Genomic DNA, 24,894 nt, shown 5'->3' with positions numbered 1-24,894 from the left:
CTCCCTTAACCGAGCCAGATGACGGCGATAACACTTGAACAGAACGACATCACAATCAGCAGGCCGATAACCCACTGCATTGCTGCCGGAACCGGGGTTCCGTTTGCCACGTCTTCGCTCGGCTCACCCGGCACGACTTTGCCGAACCAGTAGAGCAGCCAGGCAAAGCTGGCAACGGATTCGATCAGCACCAGCACCATGATTGGCGCGAAGATCCAGAACTGTTCAGATAACGCGAAACCGGCCGCGAAGATCGGGAATTTACTGAAGAAGCCGTTAAGCGGCGGTACCCCGGCAATCGCCAGCGCAGCCACACAAAAACCGACACCCAGCAGCGGATAGCGTTTTGACAGACCGCGCAGACGCGGCAGCATACGGGTTCCGCAGCTGTAGCTGAGCGCACCGGCCACCAGGAAAAACAGGCTCTTGGCGAACGCATGGTTAAAGATGTATGCGATACCGCCGTCAAAGGCTTCTTTTGAGCCGAAGATGGACAGAGACAGCGCGAGGAAGATATACGCCAGCTGAGTGATGGTTGACCAGGCCAGCAGACGTTTCATATCTTTCTGCGGCAGATACATCATAAAACCATACACCAGCGTGATAACAGCCATCACCACACCGACCCAGCCGATGATTTCCGGCACATGGTCAGACGACATGATGCTGCGGGCAAAGATATAAACCCCCACTTTCACCATGGACGCGGCGTGCAGATACGCACTCACCGGAGTCGGAGCTTCCATCGCATCCGGCAGCCAGGCCTGTAACGGCAGCTGGGCTGATTTACCCCATGCCGCAAACAGGATACCGCCGAAGACGATCAGGCTTTGCGCCTCATTCAGCTGGTTAATCGCGCTCAGGGCAAACGTGCCGGTGCTGATAAACAGCGTTGCCGCCGCCATAAACAGGCCGAGAGAACCAACGTGCGTGATCAGCAGCGCTTTCATCGCCGAACGCTGGGCTTTTTCTGTCTGGTAGTAACCAATCAGTGCCCATGAACAGCCGCCGGTGATTTCAAAGAACAGTAACTGCCCCAGAATGGTGGATGACAGAACCACGCCCGCCATCGCACCGATAAAGATCAGCAGGAAGGCATAATAGCGGCGGGTCGGCCCGTGTGCGTGCTCGCGGTTACCTTCAGTCAGATAGCCGGTGGAGTACAGGCAAATCAGGAAGCCGAGGAACACCACCGCAAACGCGATCAGGGTGCTGACACCATCAACGGTAAAGCCGAACAGCGCGATATTACCGGCCTGAACCAGTTCCAGTGTGGCGGCAGTCTTACCGCCGTCGAGATACAGCCAGCCCAGCGCCGCCGTACCGAGAGAGGCCAGCAGCGCGACTAAGGTACTCAGCCACGGTGCCATGCGCGTCGGCAGGACACTGACCAGCAACGCCCCGGCAAACGGAATCAGCAGGGTCGCCAGTGCAATATTTTCTAACATGCTTTATCGCTCCTTACAGACCGGTGAGATAGAACACGAATCCGAGCGCAGCCACGCCGAATCCTAACCAGGTCACATGATGCGTCAGCAGAAAACGACCACGGGCCAGACTGTTTTCGACCAGCGATGCCAGAACGAAAATCACCAGCAGTTTTACCAGCATCAGTACCAGCGCCAGCAGCAGACTGCCGGCGGTCAGAACGGATGCACTGCCGAACGGGAAGAAAATCGAGAGAAACAGCACGGCCACAACCACCTGTTTCAGACCGATCCCCCATTTCACCAGCGCCAGACCGGAACCGGAGTACTCAGTCAGCGGCCCTTCCTGCAGTTCCTGCTCGGCTTCCGCGACGTCGAACGGGATTTTGCCCATTTCGATAAAGGTCGCGAAACCACAGGCCAGCATCGCCAGGAGCGTTGCGGTCGGTGATACCCAGCCCTGACTCATCACGGCACTGATACTGCCGATATTGGTCGAACCGGCAATCAGCGCAACCACCAGCAGGCCGAGGAACAGAATCGGTTCCACCAGCACGCCGAGGGTCAGCTCACGGCTGGCACCGATACCGGCAAACGGGCTGCCGGTGTCCAGACCGGACAGGGAGAAGAAAAAGCGGAACAGCGCGAAAATATATAAAATGATGATGAGGTCGCCTGCCCCGCTGAACAGTGACGTTGTGGTCACAACCGGCAACGCCATCGCCAGCAGCAGCATGCTGCCGAGCAGCACATACGGCATCACCCGGAAAATAAATCCGGAATCACGCGGTGCCACAGACTGGCGTTTCAGTAATTTGATGATGTCACGGTAATCCTGCATAATGCCCGGCCCCTGACGGGAGTGCATTTTTGCGCGGATCTGACGGGAGATGCCGGTAAACAGCGGCGTCAGCAGCAGCAGGAAAATCGCCTGAACTACTGCGAAGAGCCCCGTCATCAATGTAGGTGTATCCTGAATCGACATGGTTTCTCTCCTTACGCCGCAATCACAACAAGCAGAACAACCAGCGCGGCCACGACATACAGACAGTAAAGTCTGAAATCCCCGCCCTGAAGGCACTGAATGCGTTTGGCGAAACGGTTAATACCGCGCACCAGCGGATAAATAATGCGTTCATCCCAGAATGGCTCGACTTTTCCGGCCCCGGCTTTGGTCACGTCTAAGGCGTGAGCCAGACGGGCTGACGGATCAAGCTGTTTGCGCATGCGGTAGAGCGGTGCAAACATTGAGCGCAGCGGCTGAGTAAAGCCTCCGGCAGACACGGACATATCGCGCTCCCAGGCATAACCACACGCCCAGGCGTCGCCTTTGCGGCGGAAGCCCATCTGTTTGCCTTTGAAGACCAGATAGATGATGAACGGGATCAGCGGCAGCGCCAGCAGTAACAGGAATGTCATCGCCGGAGAAATCATGGCCTGAGCGGCAGAATCCGGCACCAGCATCGCGCCCTGCACAACAGTCACGTCCGTCGCCGCCGTCAGTGACATCGCCACTTTCGCCAGCACCGGTGCGATCACACTCGCGCCCACGCCCAGCAGCACACACACCACCGCCAGAATCAGCATTGCGGCGGTCATTGTCCACGGCACTTCGCGGGCATGGGTGGCCTCTTCACTGCGCGCACCGCCGCAGAAGCTGACACCGTATACTTTCACGAAACACATCGCTGCCAGTGCACCGGTGATCGCCAGCATCACGATGGCGACAGGACCACTGATTTTCATGATAAATGTGCCGTCATGACTCATTGAGAACAGTGACTGATAGGTGTACCACTCACTGACAAAACCGTTGAGCGGCGGTAATGCGGAAATGGCCATACAACCGATTAAGAACGCGGTTGCGGTCAGCGGCATCAGTTTGGCGAGGCCGCCCATTTTTTCCATATCACGGGTATGAATACGGTAAATCACCGCACCGGCACCGAGGAACAACAGGCCTTTAAATACCGCGTGGTTCAGCAGGTGGTAAATCGCACCGAGCAGACCAATTGTTGCCAGCACCGGCATATCATTCGCCATACCAACCATTGCCACGCCGACACCCATCAGGATAATCCCGATGTTTTCCACGGTATGCCACGCCAGCAGACGTTTGATATCGTGCTCCGCCAGCGCATACATAACGCCGAGAACGGAAGATACCGCGCCGAAGCCCAGCACCACGATACCCCACCAGCCCTGGGTTGCGCCCAGCAGATCGATACCGACTTTGATGATCCCGAAAATACCGATTTTCACCATCACACCGGACATCAGCGCGGATGCGTGAGACGGTGCCGCCGGGTGAGCCTGCGGCAGCCAGCTGTGCAGCGGTAACATCCCCGCTTTGGCGCCGAAGCCGAAAAAGCCCAGCAGGAAGACCACAGAGGCCATCGCCGGAGACAGTGAGAGCTGACGGAAGGAATCGAAATCCAGACTGCCGCTTTCGCGCCACATCAGGAAGAAGGCGATCATAATCAGCACAGAACCGGCGTGGGCAATAAAGAAGTAGAGCAGACCGGCACGAATGGACTTGTCATCCTGATCCGCAATGACCAGGAACCAGGAGGCCAGCGACATCATTTCAAACAGAATGATGAACCAGAAGGCGTTATCCATGACGACCAGAGCAACCATGGAGGCGATAAACAGGTTCAGGAAGAACCCCATGCTCCACGCGCCGCGGCCCAGATATTCCTGTACATAGTTCAGGGAATAGAGGGCGCTGACGGTCACCAGCAGTGAAATCACCATCACCATAAAGGCAGCGAGACTGTCGAGGCGGACAACAAAATGGGCGAACGGGAAAGGCCCCTGTGCGAAATACGTCAGTGTTTCGCCGCTCATCAGCACCGGAACAGCACTGAACAAACCGAGTATTCCCCCGGCAATCGCCGTGATACCGGCAACATACACCGCCATTTTCTCCTGCCGTTTAAACAGCAGCGAAATAAAACCACCGGCGGTATACAGAGCAACAGACCATAAAAGTAATTCAAGAGATGTCATTTGCGGCTCTCCTGTCCTGAGACGAAGATGTCGAACTCCGGCGGCATCGCATCAACAGATGCGGTACGGCGTTTCGCACTTTCGTTTTCCAGCTTATTCTCTTCAACGAGATGGAGGGCATCGGTCGGGCACACTTTCACACACGCCGGGCCTTCTTCACTGAAATCACACAAATCGCATTTCACGGCGATATTACGGATACCGGCATTCCATGCCAGGAACGGATTCATGGTCGGCAGGCTGTCCGGCACATCCAGCAGCATCTCCTGCGGCACATACTGCTCAAAGAAGTCCGGCATATCGACAGGTTTACTGCCTGACGGGGTGATAGCCCCGAACGGACAGACCAGACCGCACAATTTGCAGCCGATGCACAGACTTTCATTCAGCACGATCATGCCATTTTCGTGTGTAATGGCATTCACCGGACACACACGGGCACACGGAGCATCATCACACTGACGACAAAGCATCGGCGCGGTCAGTTCCCCGATTTTCACCACATTCAATCTCGGATGTGTTTGTAATCCCTGCTGTTTATGCGTCTCAGAACAGGCCGCCATACAGGTATTACATCCGATACAAAGATGCGGGTCGGCAATAACAAAGCGATTCATTCGCCCCACCCTCCAGAAAAATCAGACGAGTCATATAGTTTGATACCCTTGTTAAGCATTTTTCGTGCCATATACAAAAGCGTCTGTTTATCAACGTATTGACATGATTTTCAGGCGGAGGTAACTGTCGGTTCGACACTAATGACGACAAAAATGTCATGTTGTCATCTGGTAAAATGAACATGATTAATGAATAAATATTGAACCAAGTAACTGATAACTTCTCTAACTCCCTTTAGCGATGAAGTGATGTACCCGATGCCTATACGTCAGTTATTGAATACACTAAGAAATGAATTTGTTGTTTCTGCCATTCTTGCCCTTTTTCTGGGCTTTTTCCTGAACTACACCGTCTATTTTTCCCGCGCTCAGAATCAGTTATTACTGAGCGGCGATTATGGCTCCGTTTATCTGATTGCCGAAATTTTCGCCAATATTTTGTTCAGCTTTTTCTTATTCAGACTGATTGCTCAGACCGGGCTGCTGAGTTTTAAAATTCTCAGCAGTCTTATTATTCTGGTCAGTATCGCAGTCAGTTACTATGTGATGTTTTATGATGTGATTATCGGTTACGGTATCTTAGTCTCCACCCTGGCAACTGACAGTGTCGAACTGTCGCAGGAAGCTGTCGGCGAACATTTTTATCTCTGGTTCTCTCTGCTTTCTGTTCCTTCGCTGCTCCTTATCTGGTCCGCAAAAAAAACAAAAATACAAACGGCATCACGGCGCCGGATGCTGTCCCTGTTTACCTTTATCGTTATTCCGGTGTTGATTTTCGGTTATTTAAAACTGGCTGATGCCAATCAGAAAAAAATTGAGCTGAACGGCATGATTGATGTGTCCAGTTACGGCGGTGAACTGAGCTACTCTTATTTACCGACCAACTGGATTGTGCCGCTGGTACAATATGCCGTAGTCAAATATGACGACACCTTTAATGAAATTGATTTATTCGATCCGGCCAAAGAATTTACCTATACCCCGGCCCCGCAGAATGACGACTTATATGTGGTCTTCGTGATCGGGGAAACCGCGCGCTGGGATCATATGCAATTACTCGGTTATGAGCGTGAAACAACCCCGTTATTATCCGCAGATAAAAATGTCATCGCCTTTAAAGGCCAATCCTGTGATACCTCCACAAAATTATCGCTGCGCTGTATGTTTGTGCGTGAAGGTGGTGTCAAAGATAACGAACAACGGACAGTCACTGAAAATAATGTCTTCTCGGTAATGAAACAGAACGGGTTTTATTCCGAACTGTTTTCCATGCAAAGTGAAGTCTGGTTCTATAACCGGCTCGACCTGGATAACTATCTGATCCGTGAAATGATCACCGCACAAAACAGAACACCGGGCAAAGCTATCCGTGATGAATTACTGATGGATGAGGTTGATGATGTGCTGGCCCGCAAAAAACAGGGACAAAACCTGATTATTTTACATACCAAAGGCTCGCACCATCTTTATTCCAAACGCTATCCGCCTGAGTTCCGCAAATATATGCCGGAATGTACCGATGCGGGCGCCAAATGCAGTGTGCAGGAAGAAATTAACGCCTACGATAATTCGATCTTATATACGGATCATTTGCTGAATGAACTGACGGAGAAATTAAAAGGCAAAAACGCCATTGTCTTTTATACCTCCGACCACGGTGAATCCCTGGGTGAAAGAGACGGAATGCGCTTGCACGGCACACCACGGAATATTGCCCCGCCGGAACAGTTCCGCGTACCGTTTATTGTCTGGATGTCTGATACCTACATCAAAAATAATCAGAGCCTGTTTGATAATCTGAAAGAAAACAGCCGGACACGGACGTTTTTCCATCATGAATTATTTGACAGTATTCTCGGTTGTTCCGGTGTGACATCACCGGACGGCGGGATCAATAATAAAAATAATCTCTGTTATCGGTGATACAGTACCCTCATCCGCCAGCCCGGAACCGGTCTTACAGACACTCCGGGTTGCCGGGGTAACGATGACTGAATAACAAAAAAACCGCCGCTGAATCAGCGGCGGTTTTGTAATTCATCACGTAATCTTATTTCACGCGGGAAACGTATTCACCTGAACGGGTGTCTACTTTGATCACTTCACCAATCTGTACGAACAGAGGCACTTTAACCACAGCACCGGTGCTCAGAGTCGCTGGTTTACCGCCGGTACCGGCTGTATCACCTTTCAGGCCCGGATCGGTTTCCGTGATTTCCAGCTCAACAAAGTTCGGCGGGGTAACCGCGATAGGACGACCGTCCCACAGAGTAACGATACATTCAGCCTGGTCGATCAGCCATTTGGCGTTATCACCGATAGCTTTTTCATCCGCAGCCAGCTGCTCGAACGTTTCATTGTTCATGAAATGCCAGAACTCACCGTCGTTGTACAGGTAAGTCAGGTTCAGATCCATGACATCAGCGCCTTCCGCAGAGTCTGTTGATTTGAAGGTTTTCTCCAGCAGTTTGTTGGAGATCAGCTTACGCAGACGTACACGGGCGAATGCCTGACCTTTACCCGGTTTAACAAACTCACTTTCAACAACCACGCAAGGTTCGCCGTCTAACATAATTTTAAGACCTTGGCGAAATTCGTTGGTACTATAAGTAGCCATGGAAATCCTCTAATTTTAAATAAATGGCACAGCCAAAAAAATGGTCGATATTGTAACCCAAAAACCGCTCACCAGAGAAGTCTGGCTGCATCAACTCACCGATTCTGTCACTAACCCAACAGAACTGCTTGAAATATTAGGTCTGGAACAGGATGAAAACTGGCGTGCCGGTACTGATGCCCGCCGGTTGTTTGCACTGCGCGTCCCCCGTCCTTTTATCGCCAAAATGGAAAAAGGCAATCCGCGCGATCCGTTATTACTTCAGACCATGACGCACAGGGCTGAATTTGACCTGACACCCGGGTTCTCTGACGATCCGCTGGATGAACAACACAGTGTTGTTCCGGGACTACTGCATAAATATCACAACCGGGCATTGCTGTTAGTGAAAGGCGGGTGCGCGGTCAACTGCCGCTACTGTTTCCGCCGTCACTTCCCGTATGAGGACAATAAAGGCACCAGACATAACTGGCAGCAGGCGCTCGATTATATCGCTAACCATCCTGAACTCAATGAAATCATTTTCTCCGGCGGTGATCCGCTGATGGCAAAAGACCATGAGCTGGACTGGCTGCTGACGCAACTGGAAGCCATTCCCCATATTCAGCGGCTGCGTATCCACAGCCGTCTGCCGGTTGTGATCCCTGAGCGCATCACGCCGGAACTGACCGCACGTTTCCGCGATTCACGGTTACAGATAATTTTAGTCACACATATCAATCACGCGAATGAAATCGACGATGTATTGAAAGAAAAAATGAATCAATTGCGTGAAAGCCGCGTCACCCTGCTCAATCAGAGTGTCCTGCTGCGTGATGTCAATGATAATGCAGAGGTGCTGGCACAGCTCAGTAATGCGCTGTTTGACGCCGGTATTCTGCCTTATTACCTGCATGTGCTGGATAAAGTACAGGGTGCGGGACATTTTCTGATCAGTGATGATGAAGCACGCCGTATTATGCATGATCTGCTGCCGCGTATTTCCGGGTATCTGGTGCCGCGTCTGACCCGGGAAATCGGCGGTGAACCGAGTAAAACACCGATCGATCTCCGTCTGCGTCAGAGCTGAGTATTACCACGTAAACATGGTCATCTGAAGAAATAGTATTTTACAGGTACCTTCAGACAGGTTAAATTATGCTCATTATGTATTATGGAGTACAAAATTATGACGGATTTTTTAACCTCAAACCAGGCTGCGTGGGATAAACAGGCGGAACAACAACAGGCGTGGTCAACACCTGTCAGTGCTGAACTGATTGCTGCCGCCAAAAAAGGGGAATGGGATGTGCATCTCACCCCGCAGCCGCTGCCGAAAGCCTGGCTGGGGGATGTGGCGGGCAAACGTATCCTCTGTCTGGCCTCTGCCGGTGGTCAGCAGGCCCCCGTACTGGCTGCCGCCGGTGCTGATGTGACGGTGTTTGATTTTTCAGATAGGCAACTTGAGCACGATCGTCAGGTAGCTCAGCGTGACGGGCTGACACTGCGGGCAGTACAGGGGGATATGCGGGATCTAAGCGCATTTGCGGACGGTTCTTTTGATTGTGTATTTCATCCGATTTCCAATCTGTATATCCCGGATGTGAATCCGGTATGGCGGGAATGCCACCGCGTACTGAAAACCGGCGGCACACTGCTGGCCAGTTTTTTTAATTCAGTGGTGTTTATCGGCGATCGTGATGCGAAATACCGCGAACAAGGTATTATCAAACCAGCGTATAAAATGCCGTTCTCTGAACTGACCGCCTTAACACCGGAACAACTGGCAGAGAAGCAGGCACGTCAGGAAGCTTTTGTGTTTGGCCATTCCCTGACCGATTTGATCGGCGGGCAGCTGAAAGCCGGTTTTCATCTGACGGATTTTTATGAGGACTGGCAGCCGAACCCGCGTTTTGTTATCGATAATTATCTGCCGACATTTATTGCCACTGCGGCAGTGAAGATTGGCTGAGTTTCCGGTGCCGGAAACTGTGATTACGGTGCCGCGCTGATAACCGGTAAAAGCAGAAAGTCGCTGTGAATATGTCCCTATACGCTCAGGCTCGCCATCCATGGCTCGCATGCTTTCTGCATTTTTTACCGGTCATCTGCGAAATAAACTAACGTGCTATTTTAAGAAAAAACAATAATTTCTTTTATTAATAAAAAAACCACCTGTTAATTTTAACGGTGGTTTTTTATCAGAATCTCAGGATTTCGCTAAATCATTTCGTTCAGAGCAAGGCGGCAAGCGAAGAGGCACGGGGAGCATACATCAGTATGTGACCCGGGCCGCTGAGCGCAGCCAACGCTGCTATGGACGGAAGGATGACGCGAAATTACGGGCACTTAAAAACCTGACCAGTAAGCTTGCTATCCACCGGGATCAGGCTGGACACAATGGCTGACTCTGCCGGGCTGCCGAGACCATAAATCACGTTACCGCCCATTGCTGCTGCTTTGTTACGCAGGTCATTTGCCGCACCGCGCATGGAGCTGCTTTCGTTACCGACGCCGGTCATCCAGTTGCTCTGTACACCGGTAACTTCACCTAATTTCTGACATTCTGCCGGTGGCTGCTCTTCGGAAAAGCGGACCTGTGATCCGGCGGAGCTCAGTTCGTTCGTGGTCGTACAGCCTGCCAGTAATAACAGTGCCAGAGCACCGGGTAACATTTTAATCCGCATAGTTTTCCTCATTCACGGTTGGAAAAAATTTATACAGCTAATTTAACCACTTTGTGGCAGCGACTTCAAAAACTAATCGCTGAAAACCACCCGCTGATCGCAATCAGCCGCAAATAATGCATAAAAAAACCGGCACCTGAGTTTCCTCAGAGCGCCGGTTTATTTTTTCCTGTGTCAGCCCGGTAATTTACTGATAATCTTTTTTGATTTCCTGAGCGGCGTCTGAGCCACGTTTCGCTTCTTTTTCGGCGATTTCGACGGACAGACCAATATATGAGCGCGGATCTAACATTGCTTTGATCTCTTCATTGCTGAATGCAGCGGTAATGGTGTCGTTTTTCGTCAGATTTGTGTAGAAATCCTCACCATCTGCGGCCGTTTTAATCGCTTCCTCATACAGTAATGAATGCGCCTTATCTTTACCCAGCTTTTCCGCCATTTTCATCATCACGTATTCGGTGTTATCCAGCCCTTTGTTTCTCATGACATTATGCAGCATTCTCTCTTCATGAGGCACAATCGTTCTGGTGAGTTCTTCTGTTCTCAGCAGCACTTCGGTGGTCAGTTCGAGCGCTTCTTCAATCAGCCCGTCGAATAACATATAAGAACTGCTGTCACCCTCATACGGTCTGACGGCAGAATACATGCCGATACCCGGCAGTGAATACAGTTTCTGCGAGTTCGCGATAATCCCTTTGGCCAGTTTCGGGTTAATTTTATGCGGCATCGTGCTGCTGCCCACCGTACCCTTGGTAAAACCTTCTGAGACTTCCGCGATTTCTTCCAGCGTGGTGCTGTAAACCTCCTCACCGATTTTATGGCAGATATTCGCCATCAGCGCCAGGTTCGCCATATACTCCAGTTTATGTGTGCTCAGGTTGCGGGACGGCACTTCCATCGCATGCATGCCGGTCAGTTCAGCAACCCGCTTCTGGACTTCCAGACCGATACCCGGCATGGTGTTAAATGCCCCGACCGCACCGCCCATCATGATGGTGAATACGCGCTTTTCACACTCCCGCATGCGCTGGCTGCAATCGATAAAATCGCTGATCCACACCGCCACTTTGTAACCATAAGTGATAGGAATTGCGTGGCGGCCATGTGTCCTGCCCGGCATCACCATGTGTTTGGTTTTTTCTGCGAGCGCCGATAAATTTCCGAGGATCTCACTTAACAGCAGCATAAATTTATTATGCACTGTCTTCATCATATACAGCTGCGAACTCTGCTGAATATTCTGGGTGGTAATACCGTAATGGATATATTTACCACTCTCTTCAGAACAGGCATTCACTAATACTTTTAAGAACGGTACGAAGCCATGACCGATTTTCTGATAGATACGGCTCATCTCTTCGAAATCGATATTTTCAATAACCGCCTTTTCTTTAATTTCATCGGCAGCAGACCGGGGAATAAACCCCAGTTCTGCCTGTGCCTGAGCTAACACTGATTCAAACATCAGCCAGGTAGTGTATTTGGCCTCATCTGACAGCAGCGCTTTTATGCCGCGATCATCGATGGTTTTACTTTTAGAATCATATAAAGCTCTCATCATATATCCTTTTATTTCTTCATTGCTTCATCAACAGCATTGCGGACAAATTCAACCTTCGGTCCGTAAACAACGTGGACGTGGTTTGCCGATGGAAAGAAGAATGCAGTACATCCTGATTCCGACATTAACTCTTTATCAATCTTATTCACTTCTGCGATATCGATACGCATACGGGTAATACAGTTATCGACGTTACGGATATTTTGTTTTCCGCCTAAAGCCTCGATAAGGATCTCCGCGATTTCACCATAACGTTTTTCTTTAATTAACGTGTTTTTCAGGTTGCTGGATTCTTCACGGCCCGGGGTTTTAATATCAAACCGCAGAATTGCCCAGCGGAAGATAAAGAACGTCACCACAGCCAGACCGGCACCGATAAGCACCAGGAATATCCAGTTAGTACGCTCGTACAGCAAACCAAAGATAGTAAAATCGAATATCGTTCCGCGGATATAACCGATGGCCACACCGGCGAATGACAGTAATACGGCACCGATACCGACGATAATCGCATAGATTAAATACAGCAGCGGTGCGATAAATACGAAGGTAAATTCGAGCGGTTCCGTGACGTTACCGAGCATGGCGGTCAGTACCATCGTCACCAGCATTGATTTCACTTCCGCACGGTTCTCTGCCTTCGATGTTTTATAGATAGCTAACGCGATGGCCGGGAACAGGAATAACGTCACCAGCATTTGCTGTTGCGCCATAAAGCGCGTCAGGCTCGGCATCATCGCCCAGTATTCTGTGCCCGGTCCTTGTTTGAACAACACTTCCGTTAAGGCAGGAACGACACCGACAAAGGTTTGTCCGTCAATCACATACGTACCGCCGGCTTCGGTAAATCTGAACAGTACGTTCCAGACATGGTGCAGGCCGAACGGAATAAACAGACGCTCACCACCAGCTGTAAAGAACGGGCCGACCGGACTCAGGAAAACAGAAGAAAGCTTCATCAGCCCCTGAACCAGCACTTCCCAGATAAACGGTAATGTCGCACCCACAGCGATCATCAGACCGACCATGATGATAGAAACGGATTTTTTACCGGAGAAAAACGCAAAAGCTGTCGGCAACTCAAGGTTATAGAACTTATCCGTTGCCCATGCGGCAATTAAACCGGTGATGATCCCCCCTGCTGCGCTGATATTTAAGGTTTGGATACCCAACACCTTAATTTGTCCCGCCTGTCCCATCACTGCTGCATCCGCCAGTTTGCCTGTCAGTACCAGCCAGATATTCATGGTGATAATCAGTGACAGGTAACCCACCACAGAGGCAAAGACAGCGATCCCTTTATCACGCTGGCTCATCCCGTAGGCAACCCCCATGGCAAAGAGCAGCGGGATGTTATCAAAAATAACACCGGCAATAGAACGGATACTGACAAGCAGTGCGTTAACCGTTTCATTTCCGAGGAAAGGGAAGCGGGCAATCATGTAGGTCTGAACCAACGCCCCGCTGATCCCCAGAATCATACCTATCGGAGCAAGAACCCCGATGGGCAGGAGCAGTGTCCGGCCAAAGCGCTGGATTGACTCTCCGAATTTTCTTTTAGCCATATTTTTTTCCCTGCAACCAAGAATATTGACATTATCCGGAATACTAGCATTGCGTTTTTTAAATGGAATGATGGTACGGTTTTAAATATTATCTCAGGTCTTAAATTATGACCCGGGTCATTTTAAGGCGATAATCATTTAAAAATCATAGTAATAGTTATTTTTTGTAAATACAGGCGTGATTATTCAGACAGATAATTATTTTAAAAACAGCAGGAATTATTGAACAAAAAGCATTCAGTTCAACTTAAGCTAAATAATGAGTTCATTTATTTATAACAAACTTTCCAGTTCATTAATTAATAGATCCACCAGAATAAAAAATCCCGTTCTGGACTTTGAGTCATCCCGTTTGGTGTCATAACTGTCTGAGAAGCAAAACAGCGTATTATTCGCGTATGAGGTCAGTTCATTGGTGTGGAAGGCAGTCATACTGATGATATGGGCATCTTTCAGCTGAACGATTTTAGCGGTTTCGATAATCTTTTTGGTTCCGCCGGAGAGCGAAATAAAAATTACCGTATCGTCTTTGCTGACAAGGCGGGTAAAGGAGTCAGAAAGGTTATAGTCATTAATAAAAAAGCAGTGCAGCCCGAGCGAGAATAACAAATGCTCCAGATAATAGCCGACCGCCTTGCTGGTTCCCCGTGCTACCAGGAAAATATTCCGCGAACCGTGTAATGTTTTTGCACAATCCCGGATCTGATCTTCATTAATCAGCGTGAAAGTCTTATGAATATTATTTTCGAGCTGTTTTTTATAGGACGCCGGTGCTTTTTTCTCTGCTTTATTTTGTGAGAGGATATGATTGTTAATCTGAAATTTAAGTTCTTTAAACCCGCTGAAACCTAACTTCTGAGATAAATTGATAATCACCGTTTTGGACACAAACGTTTTGGCGACTAATTCATTAATATTCAGCCAGGGGATATCGGCAATATTTTCGGTAAGATATTTTAATACCTTCTTCTCACTGACGGTTAAGTTATCGTAATTCTTCAGAAAATCCAGCATATCCGGCACTCCCCCGTTTCAGCGGCAATATCTTCCGATAATACCTCATAATAATGATAAACAGTGGATATTATGAATCACATCCGTTGTTAACATACAAAAAAAGCCTGTAACCAAAACGGTTACAGGCTTTTTCAGCAAACAATTGCAGTCAGACTACATGATTACATCATGCCGCCCATACCGCCCATGCCGCCCATACCACCGGCTGCACCTAAATCCATTTTGTCGTCTTTAGGCAGATCGGTGATCATCGCTTCAGTGGTGATCATCAGACCCGCGATAGAACCGGCGAACTGCAGAGCAGAACGGGTGACTTTAGTCGGATCCAGGATACCCATTGCGATCATATCGCCGTATTCTTCAGTTGCTGCGTTGTAACCGTAGTTGCCTTTACCGCCTTTCACGGTGTTAACAACAACAGACGGCTCTTCACCGGCGTTTTCAACGATCTGACGCATAGGTGCTTCCATTGCGCGCAGCGCAACACGGATACCTACGTTCTGATCTTCGTTATCACCGGTCAGGGCAGTCAGGGCAGCCGCAACGCGGACTAATGCAGTACCGCCACCGGCAACAACACCTTCTTCAACCGCTGCGCGGGTTGCGTGCAGAGCATCGTCAACACGGGCACGTTTTTCTTTCATTTCAACTTCAGTTGCCGCACCGACTTTAATGACAGCAACACCGCCTGCCAGTTTCGCTACGCGCTCCTGCAGTTTTTCACGGTCGTAATCTGAAGTTGAATCTTCGATCTGCTGACGGATCTGACCAACGCGTGCTGCGATAGTCTCTTCGTCACCCACACCATCAATGATAGTGGTGGTATCTTTGTTGATAACGATACGTTTTGCCTGACCCAGGTCTTCCAGAGTCGCTTTTTCCAGCTCCATACCGATCTCTTCAGAGATAACAGTACCGTTAGTCAGGGTAGCGATATCCTGCAGCATCGCTTTACGACGGTCGCCGAAGCCCGGTGCTTTCACCGCAGCCACTTTCACGATACCGCGCATGGTGTTAACCACCAGTGTTGCCAGCGCTTCACCTTCAACATCTTCTGCGATGATCATCAGAGGTTTGCTTGCTTTTGCAACGCCTTCCAGAACCGGCAGCAGTTCACGGATGTTGGAGATTTTTTTGTCGACCAGCAGGATGTACGGGTTTTCTAATTCAACAGAACCGGTTTCCGGTTTGTTGATGAAATACGGGGAGAGGTAACCGCGGTCGAACTGCATACCTTCAACAACATCCAGTTCGTCTTCCAGGCCGGTACCTTCTTCAACAGTGATAACGCCTTCTTTGCCGACTTTATCCATCGCTTCCGCAATCAGTTTACCGACGGTTTCATCGGAGTTTGCAGAGATAGTACCTACCTGCGCGATAGCAGTGGTATCAGAGCACGGAGCAGACAGTTTTTTCAGTTCTTCAACGGCTGCAACAACGGCTTTATCGATACCGCGTTTCAGATCCATCGGGTTCATACCTGCTGCAACGGCTTTCAGGCCTTCAGTGATAATAGACTGTGCCAGTACGGTTGCAGTGGTGGTACCGTCACCCGCAGCGTCGTTCGCTTTAGAGGCAACTTCTTTCACCATCTGCGCACCCATGTTCTCGAACTTGTCGTCCAGCTCGATTTCACGTGCAACAGACACACCATCTTTAGTGATAACCGGTGCGCCGAATGATTTGTCTAACACAACGTTACGGCCTTTCGGACCTAAAGTAACTTTTACTGCGTCTGCCAGAACATTGACACCACGGAGCATTTTAACACGGGCGTCGTTACCGAATTTTACGTCTTTAGCTGCCATTATTTCTATTCCTTCGAATGCTTTTATGGTTTAAGAAGATCTGAGTACAACCAGTACGGTGTAATTATGCTTCGACAATCGCCAGGATGTCGCTTTCAGACATAATCAGCACTTCTTCATTATCAATTTTTTCAGCTTTTACGCCGTAACCATCATTGAAAATCACGATATCACCGACTTTGACGTCGAGTGGTTTCATTTCGCCGTTTTCCAGGATGCGACCGTTGCCTACTGCCAGCACTTCACCACGGGTCGATTTACCTGCCGCTGTACCGGTCAGGACGATCCCGCCCGCTGATTTCGCTTCAACTTCTTTACGCTTAACAATAACACGGTCGTGCAAAGGACGAATTTTCATTGATAGATCTCCTGTAAAAAATCCGTATCAAATAACGTGGATTAAAGGTTCAGGCCGGATACTAATACCATTGCCATGTTTGAGCAGATGGGGTCAGTTCCGGACAAGTTCAAGGGGGCAGAGATGAAAAAAATACGAAATTTCACGGTCTCTGTCCAAACTGTTCAGATATCAGGGTTTATCCTGCGGGTTATCATCATTGCGCGATACAGGTGACTGATTAAGCCGCTGTGACGGAGTCTCTCCGCGGCGCTCAAATTCCCCTTCGTAAACATTTCCCTGATTTGCAGAAGTACCGGCGAACGGGTTTGTCCGCGGCTGATACACACGGATAAACGGCAGTACGCGGGACACCAGCAGTTTCTGTACCGGCGGCAGCAACAGCAGCAGCCCTAAGAAATCGGTGAAAAAGCCCGGCAGAACCAGCAGTATCCCGGCCAGCACCAGAGAAACGCTTTTGATCATCTCTGCCGCAGGGCTTTCACCTGCCTGAATTTTCTGCTGAATCAGGCTCAGATTACGCATTCCCTGATTACGCACCAGAGACACGCCGAGACAGGATGTCAGCACCACCAGCACCAGTGTCATAAACACACCGATAGCAGATGCCACGTGAACAAAAATGACCGCCTCAATATAGATCAGCAGACAAATGAGGATAAGGGGTAACCAACGCATAACGTCTTCCTTATGTGGTGCACTGTGATGTAAAAAACCGCCCCTTTGTCAGCCTTTGTGAACTACTTCTAAGAGACGCGCTGTAAATTCGATTTTTAGTCATAGATGTACATAATGATGGGGCCATTTCAGACGTTTTCAAGCGCTGCACGTAACGGAATCGCACAGGATATTTGTGATTTATCGCACATAAGAGTGATAATAGTGCAAACATTTCAGTTAATAAGTGATCTGGCTAAAAGGATTCAACGCAAATTCAGAATATCATCACTAAGAATGCAATAAACCAAGTGATACTCACTATTAATATCGGACAAAATAATATAATTGCTGTCTTTACTATTAAGTAAGACAACCATTCAATCAAAGAAGGTTCTCATGTCAAATAATTTTCGTATCGAAGAAGACCTGCTGGGTAAACGTGAAGTACCGGACGACGTGTACTATGGTGTCCATACACTGCGGGCTATCGAAAATTTCTATATCAGCGACCGTACAATCAATGATGTCCCGGAATTTATCCGTGGCATGGTGATGGTGAAAAAAGCCGCTGCCATGGCGAATAAAGAACTGCACACTATTCCGCGTGCGATTGCGGATACCATTATCAAAGCCTGCGATGAAGTCCTGATCCACGGTAAATGTATGGATCAGTTCCCTGTGGATGTTTTCCAGGGCGGTGCCGGTACGTCACTGAACATGAATACAAACGAAGTGCTGGCAAATATCGGCCTGGAACTGATGGGCCACAAAAAAGGGGAGTATGAATTCCTCAACCCGAATGATCACCTGAACAAAGCCCAGTCCACCAACGATGCCTATCCGACCGGGTTCCGTATCGCCGTTTATAATTCAATTACCCAACTGATCAAATCAGTTGAGTATCTGAAAGGCGTATTTGATACCAAAGCAAATGAATTCAAAGACATTCTGAAAATGGGTCGTACCCAGTTACAGGATGCCGTTCCGATGACATTAGGCCAGGAATTCCACGCCTTTGCCATCCTGATGAAAGAAGAGGTTAAAAACCTGCACCACTCTGCACAACTGGTGCTGGAAGTGAACCTGGGTGCCACCGCGATTGGTACCGGGCTGAACACCGCACCGGGTTACCAGAAACTGGCAGTGGAAAAACTGGCGGAAGTCACCGGTCTGCCATGTGTCCCGGCAGAAGATCTGATCGAAGCAACCTCTGACTGCGGCGCTTACGTGATGCTGCACAGTGCGCTGAAACGTCTGGCGATGAAACTCTCCAAAATCTGTAATGACCTGCGTCTGCTCTCTTCCGGTCCGCGTGCGGGCCTGAAAGAGATCAATCTGCCGGAAATGCAGGCGGGTTCTTCTATTATGCCGGCGAAAGTGAACCCGGTAATTCCGGAAGTGGTTAACCAGGCCTGTTTCAAAGTTATCGGTAACGATGTGTGTGTTACCATGGCGGCTGAAGCGGGTCAGTTACAGCTGAACGTCATGGAACCGGCCATCGGCCAGGCTATGTTTGAGTCTATCTCTCTGCTGAGCAATGCCTGCCGTAACCTGGGTGAAAAATGCGTTTCCGGCATTACTGCCAACAAAGAAATCTGTGAAGCGTATGTGTTCAACTCTATCGGTATCGTAACATATCTGAACCCGTTCATCGGCCACCATAACGGGGATATCGTCGGTAAGATTTGTGCGGAAACCGGCAAGAGTGTACGCGAAGTGGTTCTGGAGCGCGGCCTGCTGACTGAAGCTGAGCTGGATGACATTTTCTCGATTGAAAACTTAAAAAATCCGGCCTATAAAGCAAAACGTTTTGATGATTAATATAACAATAATAAATACATAGAACATAAAAGCACGTCATCGCAAGGTAACGTGCTTTTTTATTACCTTACTACAAAAATTTAACATTTTTCTATGGGATTTTACAGGAGCACTTATGCTAGCCATCGAGTTTATTATCGTACTGCTGGCCATTTATCTTGGGGCGCGCCTCGGGGGGATAGGCATCGGTTTTGCCGGCGGACTGGGGGTTCTTGCCCTGGCAGCCATCGGCGTGAAACCGGGCAGCATCCCGTTCGACGTGATCTCCATTATTATGGCTGTTATCGCTGCAATCTCTGCCATGCAGGTTGCGGGCGGGCTGGATTATCTGGTTCAGCAGACTGAAAAACTGCTGCGCCGTAATCCGCGCTATATCACCATTCTCGCCCCGATCGTTACCTATTTTCTGACACTGTTTGCCGGTACCGGTAATATTTCACTGGCAACCCTGCCGGTGATCACCGAAGTTGCCAAAGAACAGGGCATCAAACCTTCACGTCCGCTTTCCACAGCGGTTGTGGCCGCGCAGATAGGGATCACCGCGTCACCAATTTCAGCGGCTGTGGTATATATGTCCTCGGTGATGGAACCGATGGGGGTCAGCTATCTGCATCTGCTGATGATCCTCCTGCCATCCACCTTTGTCGCCATTATCCTGATGTCCTTTATTGTCTCCTGGCTGTTTGATGACAAACTCGCCAATGACCCGGTCTTTAAAAAACGCCTTGCCGAAGGTGTGGTTGAACTGAACCGCAGTGAAAAAGCCGCTATCAAACCGGCTGCCAAACTGTCAGTGCTTCTGTTCCTGCTCGGCGTCCTGTCAGTTGTGATCTTTGCAGTTGTGAACAGTAAGAGTGTCGGGCTGCTGTCCGAACCGATTATGACAACCACTAACGCCATCCTGATTATCATGCTGAGTGTTGCGACACTTATCACCCTGATTTGTAAGGTAGAGACAGATATCATCCTGAACTCCAGTACCTTCAAAGCCGGGATGAGCGCCTGTATCTGTATCCTGGGTGTGGCGTGGCTGGGCGATACCTTTGTTCAGGCTAACCTGGACTGGATCAAACTGACTGCCGGTGATTTAATCACGCAGCATCCGTGGCTGCTGGCGGTTATTTTCTTCTTCTGTTCCGCCCTGCTCTATTCACAGGCCGCCACTGCCAAAGCACTGATGCCGATGGCGCTGGCGCTGGGTGTCACACCGCTGACCGCTATTGCCTCTTTCTCTGCGGTTTCCGGGCTGTTTATCCTGCCGACCTACCCGACGCTGGTCGCGGCAGTTCAGATGGATGACACCGGCACCACCCGTATCGGTAAACTGGTCTTTAACCACCCGTTCTTTATACCGGGTACCATTGGTGTTGCACTGTCAGTCTGCTTCGGCTTCCTGATCGGCAGTATCGTTCTGTAATTTCCTGCCCTGACAATCCGCCCTGCGGGGCGGATTTTATTTTCCTGCGTCTCTCGCCTTTCCCCGGTACTCACGTTATTCTGGATTATATGCCTCTATCAGGGAGAACCTGCTGTGCAACGTGAAGATGTCCTCAATCAGGCACTGAGTCTGCTGGAAAACCACGGCCTTCTGATGTCTGAAGCCACCCTCAACGATAACCTGGATATTGATCCCGGACGTCTGCGGATTTTCTGGCCGACCCGTAACGACCTGCTTTACGACTGCCTGCGTCACCACGGCAATCAGATTGATATCTGGCAGCGACGTGTTCTGCTGGATGAATCTCTGTCCTGCGAAGACAAGCTGCTCGCCCGTTACAGCGCACTCGCGGAACGCGTCCGGGAAAACCGTTTTCCGGGATGCCTGTTTATTTCTGCCAGCAGCGCATTTCCTGATACGGATCACCCGATCCATCAGTTATCCCGCCAGCAGAAACAAAGTGCCTTTGCATTCACCACAGAGCTGCTCAGAGAGCTGGATATTGATGATTGTGATATGGTGGCCCGTCAGCTGGAGCTGATTCTGGAAGGATGTCTGAGCAAGCTGCTGATTTCCCGCAGCAGCAGTGATATTGATACTGCCCGCCGGCTGGCAGAAGACGTGATGACTATCGCCCGCTGCCGCAAAAACGGCGCACTCAGCTGATTTATTCACCACCTGCATAAATTGCACCCGTATTCTGCATAAAAAGAGCACACTCACACTTTTTTTATGGTTTTTTGACAGAAAGGCATTGACGCAAACCACGGAATACGGTTTAATGCGCCCCGTTGCCCGGATAGCTCAGTCGGTAGAGCAGGGGATTGAAAATCCCCGTGTCCTTGGTTCGATTCCGAGTCCGGGCACCACTATTCTAAAGAACCCGCCCACAAGGCGGGTTTTTGCTTTTTGGCATTCCGGGAGATCTCCGGGATATTTACAAGAGGACCGAAAGGAGGAGGAAGAGCAGCCGCATTATTCTCAACAGTCGTTTTCCCAGCCTGAGCCGAATTAGCCGCACTCTGCGACCAGACCACCGGCTAGGCCGGATGCCAGGGTGGCCCAGGCGCTGATATTTTCTTTTTCCTGCTCCGTCAGTTCGCCCGGCTGTTTTTTGTAGAGTGCAGTGCCATTTCCACTGTTGAGGGGCTGGGTTCTGCCGTAAGCTGAGATTTCGTTCTAGATTAAATCTTCACCATTGAGAAGGACTATTACATTCTTTTTACCTAATTCATCTTTAACCAAACTTGCAATTTTACTTGTGCATACTTCGAGTGTTTTATTAGATACACTAATATAGAAATAAGACTCGGGCTCCAGACCAAACTCGTTTGAAATTTCTTTATCAAATTTCCCTAATTCTCTGGCTTTATATAAAACGTAGTGCCTAGGAAATATATCAGGATATTTAGATAAAAAAATATCCAATTTTTTTTGTAGTTTATCAACAGGTAATGTTGTATAGCATCTCAAGTCTATGGACATATTTCCTCACTTTATGCGAATTGCATTGCCTGATTTATCAATAATAATAACTTTATCCAGCCCCATAATCGGCCATTTTGTAAGCTGCTGCTGTAATTCAGGAACAGAGATTTTAGTATCAGACATATTAATAATAACATTATTAGTCTGTCCTTTATCAATTTTTCCTTTTACTTCAGTCCATATATTCCGAACACTACTCGATTTAGGTGCATAGTTATCAAAAATCTCCCCGTTAATTCGATAGTCTGGGGCTTTGTTTCCTGAAATAACTGGATTTTGTTCCACATGAAAACCTGATTTAGATAAAATTTGAGCACTCTCATTTTCACGGTTGAGTGAACGAATATTCTCCTTTGTCATTTGTGGTGTGATTTTTATAACATGTCCAGTCAATGAACCCTCAGATTTAGTGATTAAATTACCAATTGACTCTGTTTGCCATACATGGTTTTCAGGCGAAATAATTCCACTATTCGGCTTACCCGCAGTAACTTTATTCCCCAGATAACTGCCGGATATAATCAATCCACCGAGGCCAACATTGATACCTTCCTCAGTAAACTTACCATCTGCAATTTGATCAATTCCTTTTTCTATCTGATTCAAACCGCCGGGAATCAAGGCCAGCCGCATTAATTGGCTGGTTCTCCCCGGCCCGGCTAACAAAACATCTGTACCTATTGCAGCCTGCCATGCATGCCTTTCTTCGGCACTAAGATGCCCTAATGCTTCATAGTAAGCTGAGCGCGTATCCTTATACCCCCCGGATAATTTAAGATATTTTCTATCAGTATTTTAGCATCTCTTTCACTCCCCCCCCTTAACTGTAGTTGTATTCCAACCGCATCAAGGTACTCAGCTAATTCTACCTGACCTTTTTTATCTAGTTCTCCCTTATTATAGAGAGTAACTAATCTGTCGGTATAAGCATCTTTATCTGATAAATAAATAATATTTTGTGACGCTTCTTTTAGGTTTCTGCCTGCCTTTTGATCTTCAAGTGCTTTGTCTATTATATCCCGATCATCCGGGCTTAAAAAATTATTCTCAACCGTCGTTTTCCCCGCCTGCGCTGAGTTCGCCGCACTCTGCGTATCTCCGCCCACCAAACCACCGGCAAGGCCGGATGCCAGGGTGGCCCATGCGCTGACATTCTCTTTTTCCTGTTCGGTCAGTTCATGCGCTTTTTTATTGTAGATGGATTCTGCCAGAATACCGATGGCTTCGCCGGTCATGGCGCCGGTGGCCTGAGCGGCTGATCTCTTCCCTTTCTTCAGTACCGGTATAAAGTAGAGTTTCCTGCCTTTCTTCTCCTGAAAAAAGAGGTCATCTGACATGAAAAAGACACGTTATACCGAAGAACAGATAGCGTTTGCCCTGAAACAGGCTGAAACCGGCCCCCGGGTAGAGGAAGTGTGCAGAAAGATGGGTATTTCTGAAGCCACTTTTTACAATTGGAAGAAAAAATTCGGTGGTATGGGTGTGACGGAACTTCGCCGCCTGAGACAGCTCGAGGAAGAAAACCAGCGTCTGAAGCGCCTGGTGGCAGATCTGAGTCTGGACAAAGAGATGCTGCAGGAGGTCATCAAAAAAAAGTTCTGAGACCGGCCCAGAAGCGGGAGGCGGTAACCTGGTTGCTGGAGGCCTACCGTATCGGGCTGCGGCGTGGTTGCCGTCTGATGATGCAGAGCCGCACGGTCTACCACTATCAAAGCCGGCGTGACGACCGCGCAGTCACGCAACGGATAAGGGAAATAGCGGAAACCCGCATCCGCTACGGCGTGCAGCGCATACATATCCTGCTGCGCCGGGAAGGCTGGCTGATTAACCATAAGAAAACCCACCGTATTTATTGTCAGGAAGGGCTGAATCTGCGGACAAAGCGGCCCCGCCGACATGTCACAGCCAGGCACAGACAGGAGCGTCCGGCAGTGACGGCAGCCGATCAGTGCTGGAGTATGGATTTCGTTGCTGATAATCTGTTCAACGGGCGCCGGATCCGGGCGCTGACTGTAGTCGATAATTTTAGTCGGGAATGTCTGGCGATAGAAGTTGGACAGGGTCTGCGGGGTGACGATGTGGTTGCGGTAATGGCCCGTCTGAAGCAGTTACAGCGCCGCGTTCCCGAACGGTTTCAGACCGACAACGGCAGCGAATTTATCTCAAAGGCACTGGATAAATGGGCATATGAAAACGGGGTAACGATGGACTTCTCCCGGCCCGGAAAGCCGACGGACAATGCGTTAATCGAATCCTTTAATGGCAGCTTCCGTGACGAGTGTCTGAACGTTCACTGGTTCCTGTCGCTGGAAGATGCGCAGGAAAAGATCGAGTGCTGGCGGCAGGAATATAACCGGCAAAGACCTCATTCCTCGTTAAATAACCAGACTCCGGAAGAATTCATCCGAAGTCTGCAAAAGGTCAGGATCTCTGATTTAACCTGGCGCTGAATTGGGGAGGAGGTCAAAAATAACGAAATCTCAAAAAGTGTGTGGAACTGAAACGGGTGTACTTACAACATTCGCTATACTTCTTTATGCATTAATTTTCGTAAAAAATCACGAGCTTCTTTTTTGGCTCGGCCTTTCCCTTGAAGGCTTTTTTCATACTCTTGTACAGTCAAAATTTCATTTTTAGTTATACTATGATCTATAGTCGAGAGGTCGAACTCTATTACAAATTTTTTATTCACTAAATAAGCATAAATTTCAACGCATTGGTCTATTCCTTGATATAAAATATCTACCGAGTTTAAAAAAGAAAACTCATTTTGAAGAAATGGCAAAATAATTTCTTTTTCAATTTTTTTAAACTTTATTAATTCATCATTATTATTCAT

General features: G+C 49.0%; 23 protein-coding genes and 1 tRNA gene. 8 read left to right on the top strand and 16 right to left on the bottom strand.

Translation table 11 applies throughout. The features are described 5' to 3' along the window. Positions 1-5: 5 nt before the first annotated feature. Genes R5268_RS00810 through R5268_RS00795 form a run of 4 tightly spaced genes read right to left on the bottom strand, consistent with a single transcriptional unit; the run spans position 6 to position 5,056 of the window. A complete protein-coding gene (locus R5268_RS00810; protein WP_205515649.1) occupies positions 6-1,448 on the bottom strand; it encodes a hydrogenase 4 subunit D in 1,443 nt (480 codons plus the stop codon). A 13-nt stretch (positions 1,449-1,461) separates the two neighbouring features. Beyond that, on the bottom strand, positions 1,462-2,412 hold the full coding sequence (locus R5268_RS00805) for a respiratory chain complex I subunit 1 family protein (RefSeq protein WP_046893087.1): 951 nt from the start codon (positions 2,410-2,412) through the stop codon (positions 1,462-1,464). Positions 2,413-2,423: 11 nt separating this feature from the next. Beyond that, positions 2,424-4,439: a hydrogenase 4 subunit B gene (gene hyfB / locus R5268_RS00800; protein ID WP_218454623.1), complete on the bottom strand. Its 2,016-nt coding sequence runs from the start codon at positions 4,437-4,439 to the stop codon at positions 2,424-2,426. After that, positions 4,436-5,056 carry a 4Fe-4S dicluster domain-containing protein gene (locus tag R5268_RS00795; protein ID WP_046893089.1) on the bottom strand — a complete coding sequence of 207 codons (621 nt, stop codon included), beginning with the start codon at positions 5,054-5,056 and terminating at the stop codon, positions 4,436-4,438. Before R5268_RS00795 ends, hyfB begins: the two co-directional genes overlap by 4 nt. Positions 5,057-5,305: 249 nt before the next feature. On the opposite strand from R5268_RS00795, the gene eptB reads away from it, so the two are divergent. Further along, positions 5,306-6,979: a kdo(2)-lipid A phosphoethanolamine 7''-transferase gene (eptB, locus tag R5268_RS00790; protein ID WP_166708592.1), complete on the top strand. Its 1,674-nt coding sequence runs from the start codon at positions 5,306-5,308 to the stop codon at positions 6,977-6,979. Between the two features lie 127 nt (positions 6,980-7,106). Here the strand turns inward: eptB and efp are convergent, their stop codons facing one another. Then, a complete protein-coding gene (gene efp, locus R5268_RS00785; RefSeq protein WP_004234989.1) occupies positions 7,107-7,673 on the bottom strand; it encodes an elongation factor P in 567 nt (188 codons plus the stop codon). A 40-nt stretch (positions 7,674-7,713) separates the two neighbouring features. On the opposite strand from efp, the gene epmB reads away from it, so the two are divergent. Both epmB and R5268_RS00775 read left to right on the top strand, forming a co-directional pair. After that, positions 7,714-8,742 carry an EF-P beta-lysylation protein EpmB gene (epmB, locus tag R5268_RS00780; RefSeq protein WP_107680431.1) on the top strand — a complete coding sequence of 343 codons (1,029 nt, stop codon included), beginning with the start codon at positions 7,714-7,716 and terminating at the stop codon, positions 8,740-8,742. A 99-nt stretch (positions 8,743-8,841) separates the two neighbouring features. Then, a complete protein-coding gene (locus R5268_RS00775) occupies positions 8,842-9,624 on the top strand; it encodes a class I SAM-dependent methyltransferase (protein ID WP_317418519.1) in 783 nt (260 codons plus the stop codon). Positions 9,625-9,991: 367 nt separating this feature from the next. Here R5268_RS00775 and R5268_RS00770 read toward each other — a convergent pair whose 3' ends face one another. The 7 genes from R5268_RS00770 to R5268_RS00740 all read right to left on the bottom strand — a co-directional run bounded on the left by R5268_RS00770 (position 9,992) and on the right by R5268_RS00740 (position 17,326). Continuing rightward, complete coding sequence (locus R5268_RS00770; protein ID WP_004234982.1) at positions 9,992-10,339, bottom strand: DUF4156 domain-containing protein; 348 nt, start codon at positions 10,337-10,339, stop codon at positions 9,992-9,994. Positions 10,340-10,526: 187 nt separating this feature from the next. Further along, positions 10,527-11,897 carry an adenylosuccinate lyase family protein gene (locus tag R5268_RS00765; RefSeq protein WP_317418601.1) on the bottom strand — a complete coding sequence of 457 codons (1,371 nt, stop codon included), beginning with the start codon at positions 11,895-11,897 and terminating at the stop codon, positions 10,527-10,529. Between the two features lie 11 nt (positions 11,898-11,908). Continuing rightward, entirely contained in the window at positions 11,909-13,465 is a 1,557-nt protein-coding gene (locus tag R5268_RS00760; RefSeq protein WP_166708595.1) for a PTS transporter subunit EIIC, read from the bottom strand. Positions 13,466-13,738: 273 nt separating this feature from the next. Then, the gene (locus R5268_RS00755; RefSeq protein ID WP_046893122.1) at positions 13,739-14,479 is read right to left on the bottom strand and encodes a MurR/RpiR family transcriptional regulator; all 741 of its coding nucleotides are present in this window, start codon (positions 14,477-14,479) and stop codon (positions 13,739-13,741) included. Positions 14,480-14,643: 164 nt separating this feature from the next. After that, positions 14,644-16,290: a chaperonin GroEL gene (gene groL, locus R5268_RS00750; RefSeq protein ID WP_107680429.1), complete on the bottom strand. Its 1,647-nt coding sequence runs from the start codon at positions 16,288-16,290 to the stop codon at positions 14,644-14,646. Positions 16,291-16,354: 64 nt separating this feature from the next. Next, positions 16,355-16,648: a co-chaperone GroES gene (locus R5268_RS00745; protein ID WP_004240601.1), complete on the bottom strand. Its 294-nt coding sequence runs from the start codon at positions 16,646-16,648 to the stop codon at positions 16,355-16,357. Positions 16,649-16,819: 171 nt separating this feature from the next. Continuing rightward, entirely contained in the window at positions 16,820-17,326 is a 507-nt protein-coding gene (locus R5268_RS00740; protein WP_046893097.1) for an FxsA family protein, read from the bottom strand. Between the two features lie 378 nt (positions 17,327-17,704). Here R5268_RS00740 and aspA point away from each other — a divergent pair, with 378 nt between their 5' ends. From aspA to R5268_RS00720, 4 genes are all read left to right on the top strand, one after another. Beyond that, entirely contained in the window at positions 17,705-19,129 is a 1,425-nt protein-coding gene (gene aspA / locus R5268_RS00735; RefSeq protein WP_004234963.1) for an aspartate ammonia-lyase, read from the top strand. Positions 19,130-19,244: 115 nt separating this feature from the next. Then, positions 19,245-20,546, top strand: a complete 1,302-nt coding sequence (locus R5268_RS00730; RefSeq protein ID WP_317418520.1) for an anaerobic C4-dicarboxylate transporter — start codon at positions 19,245-19,247, stop codon at positions 20,544-20,546. 114 nt (positions 20,547-20,660) lie between these two features. Beyond that, a complete protein-coding gene (dicD, locus tag R5268_RS00725; RefSeq protein ID WP_317418521.1) occupies positions 20,661-21,233 on the top strand; it encodes a division control transcriptional repressor DicD in 573 nt (190 codons plus the stop codon). Between the two features lie 127 nt (positions 21,234-21,360). Next, a tRNA-Phe gene (locus R5268_RS00720) sits at positions 21,361-21,436 on the top strand. Between the two features lie 142 nt (positions 21,437-21,578). Here R5268_RS00720 and R5268_RS00715 read toward each other — a convergent pair. The 3 genes from R5268_RS00715 to R5268_RS00705 all read right to left on the bottom strand — a co-directional run bounded on the left by R5268_RS00715 (position 21,579) and on the right by R5268_RS00705 (position 23,392). Continuing rightward, a complete protein-coding gene (locus R5268_RS00715) occupies positions 21,579-21,641 on the bottom strand; it encodes a hypothetical protein (protein WP_317423069.1) in 63 nt (20 codons plus the stop codon). Between the two features lie 417 nt (positions 21,642-22,058). After that, positions 22,059-22,688, bottom strand: coding sequence for a hypothetical protein (locus R5268_RS00710; RefSeq protein ID WP_317418522.1), 630 nt, complete (start codon positions 22,686-22,688; stop codon positions 22,059-22,061). An 89-nt stretch (positions 22,689-22,777) separates the two neighbouring features. Further along, positions 22,778-23,392, bottom strand: a complete 615-nt coding sequence (locus tag R5268_RS00705) for a VENN motif pre-toxin domain-containing protein (RefSeq protein WP_317418523.1) — start codon at positions 23,390-23,392, stop codon at positions 22,778-22,780. On the opposite strand from R5268_RS00705, the gene R5268_RS00700 reads away from it, so the two are divergent. Further along, a protein-coding gene (locus R5268_RS00700; RefSeq protein ID WP_317418524.1) for an IS3 family transposase occupies positions 23,391-24,505 on the top strand; the annotation gives its coding sequence in 2 pieces (ribosomal slippage) (positions 23,391-23,643 and positions 23,643-24,505; 1,116 coding nt in all). The two genes, R5268_RS00705 and R5268_RS00700, sit on opposite strands and share 2 nt — an antisense overlap. Before the next feature lie 74 nt (positions 24,506-24,579). Here the strand turns inward: R5268_RS00700 and R5268_RS00695 are convergent. Further along, positions 24,580-24,894, bottom strand: coding sequence for a hypothetical protein (locus tag R5268_RS00695; protein WP_317418525.1), 315 nt, complete (start codon positions 24,892-24,894; stop codon positions 24,580-24,582).

The organism is Morganella sp. BCCO 40_0007, assembly GCF_032989665.1.
GTDB classification, from domain to species: domain Bacteria; phylum Pseudomonadota; class Gammaproteobacteria; order Enterobacterales; family Enterobacteriaceae; genus Morganella; species Morganella sibonii.
This window is presented reverse-complemented; position numbering and strand designations above follow the sequence as displayed.

Bases quoted from the DNA above. Each gene is read 5' to 3' on its own strand.
- R5268_RS00745 (WP_004240601.1), bottom strand. From the start codon at position 16,648: ATGAAAATTCGTCCTTTGCACGACCGTGTTATTGTTAAGCGTAAAGAA.
- R5268_RS00755 (WP_046893122.1), bottom strand. From the start codon at position 14,479: ATGCTGGATTTTCTGAAGAATTACGATAACTTAACCGTCAGTGAGAAG.
- hyfB (WP_218454623.1), bottom strand. From the start codon at position 4,439: ATGACATCTCTTGAATTACTTTTATGGTCTGTTGCTCTGTATACCGCC.
- R5268_RS00710 (WP_317418522.1), bottom strand. From the start codon at position 22,688: ATGCGGCTGGCCTTGATTCCCGGCGGTTTGAATCAGATAGAAAAAGGA.
- R5268_RS00805 (WP_046893087.1), bottom strand. From the start codon at position 2,412: ATGTCGATTCAGGATACACCTACATTGATGACGGGGCTCTTCGCAGTA.
- epmB (WP_107680431.1), top strand. From the start codon at position 7,714: ATGGTCGATATTGTAACCCAAAAACCGCTCACCAGAGAAGTCTGGCTG.
- R5268_RS00775 (WP_317418519.1), top strand. From the start codon at position 8,842: ATGACGGATTTTTTAACCTCAAACCAGGCTGCGTGGGATAAACAGGCG.
- R5268_RS00795 (WP_046893089.1), bottom strand. From the start codon at position 5,056: ATGAATCGCTTTGTTATTGCCGACCCGCATCTTTGTATCGGATGTAAT.
- efp (WP_004234989.1), bottom strand. From the start codon at position 7,673: ATGGCTACTTATAGTACCAACGAATTTCGCCAAGGTCTTAAAATTATG.
- R5268_RS00695 (WP_317418525.1), bottom strand. From the start codon at position 24,894: ATGAATAATAATGATGAATTAATAAAGTTTAAAAAAATTGAAAAAGAA.
- R5268_RS00810 (WP_205515649.1), bottom strand. From the start codon at position 1,448: ATGTTAGAAAATATTGCACTGGCGACCCTGCTGATTCCGTTTGCCGGG.
- eptB (WP_166708592.1), top strand. From the start codon at position 5,306: ATGTACCCGATGCCTATACGTCAGTTATTGAATACACTAAGAAATGAA.
- R5268_RS00765 (WP_317418601.1), bottom strand. From the start codon at position 11,897: ATGAGAGCTTTATATGATTCTAAAAGTAAAACCATCGATGATCGCGGC.
- R5268_RS00740 (WP_046893097.1), bottom strand. From the start codon at position 17,326: ATGCGTTGGTTACCCCTTATCCTCATTTGTCTGCTGATCTATATTGAG.
- aspA (WP_004234963.1), top strand. From the start codon at position 17,705: ATGTCAAATAATTTTCGTATCGAAGAAGACCTGCTGGGTAAACGTGAA.
- R5268_RS00760 (WP_166708595.1), bottom strand. From the start codon at position 13,465: ATGGCTAAAAGAAAATTCGGAGAGTCAATCCAGCGCTTTGGCCGGACA.
- R5268_RS00730 (WP_317418520.1), top strand. From the start codon at position 19,245: ATGCTAGCCATCGAGTTTATTATCGTACTGCTGGCCATTTATCTTGGG.
- groL (WP_107680429.1), bottom strand. From the start codon at position 16,290: ATGGCAGCTAAAGACGTAAAATTCGGTAACGACGCCCGTGTTAAAATG.
- R5268_RS00770 (WP_004234982.1), bottom strand. From the start codon at position 10,339: ATGCGGATTAAAATGTTACCCGGTGCTCTGGCACTGTTATTACTGGCA.
- R5268_RS00705 (WP_317418523.1), bottom strand. From the start codon at position 23,392: ATGTCAGATGACCTCTTTTTTCAGGAGAAGAAAGGCAGGAAACTCTAC.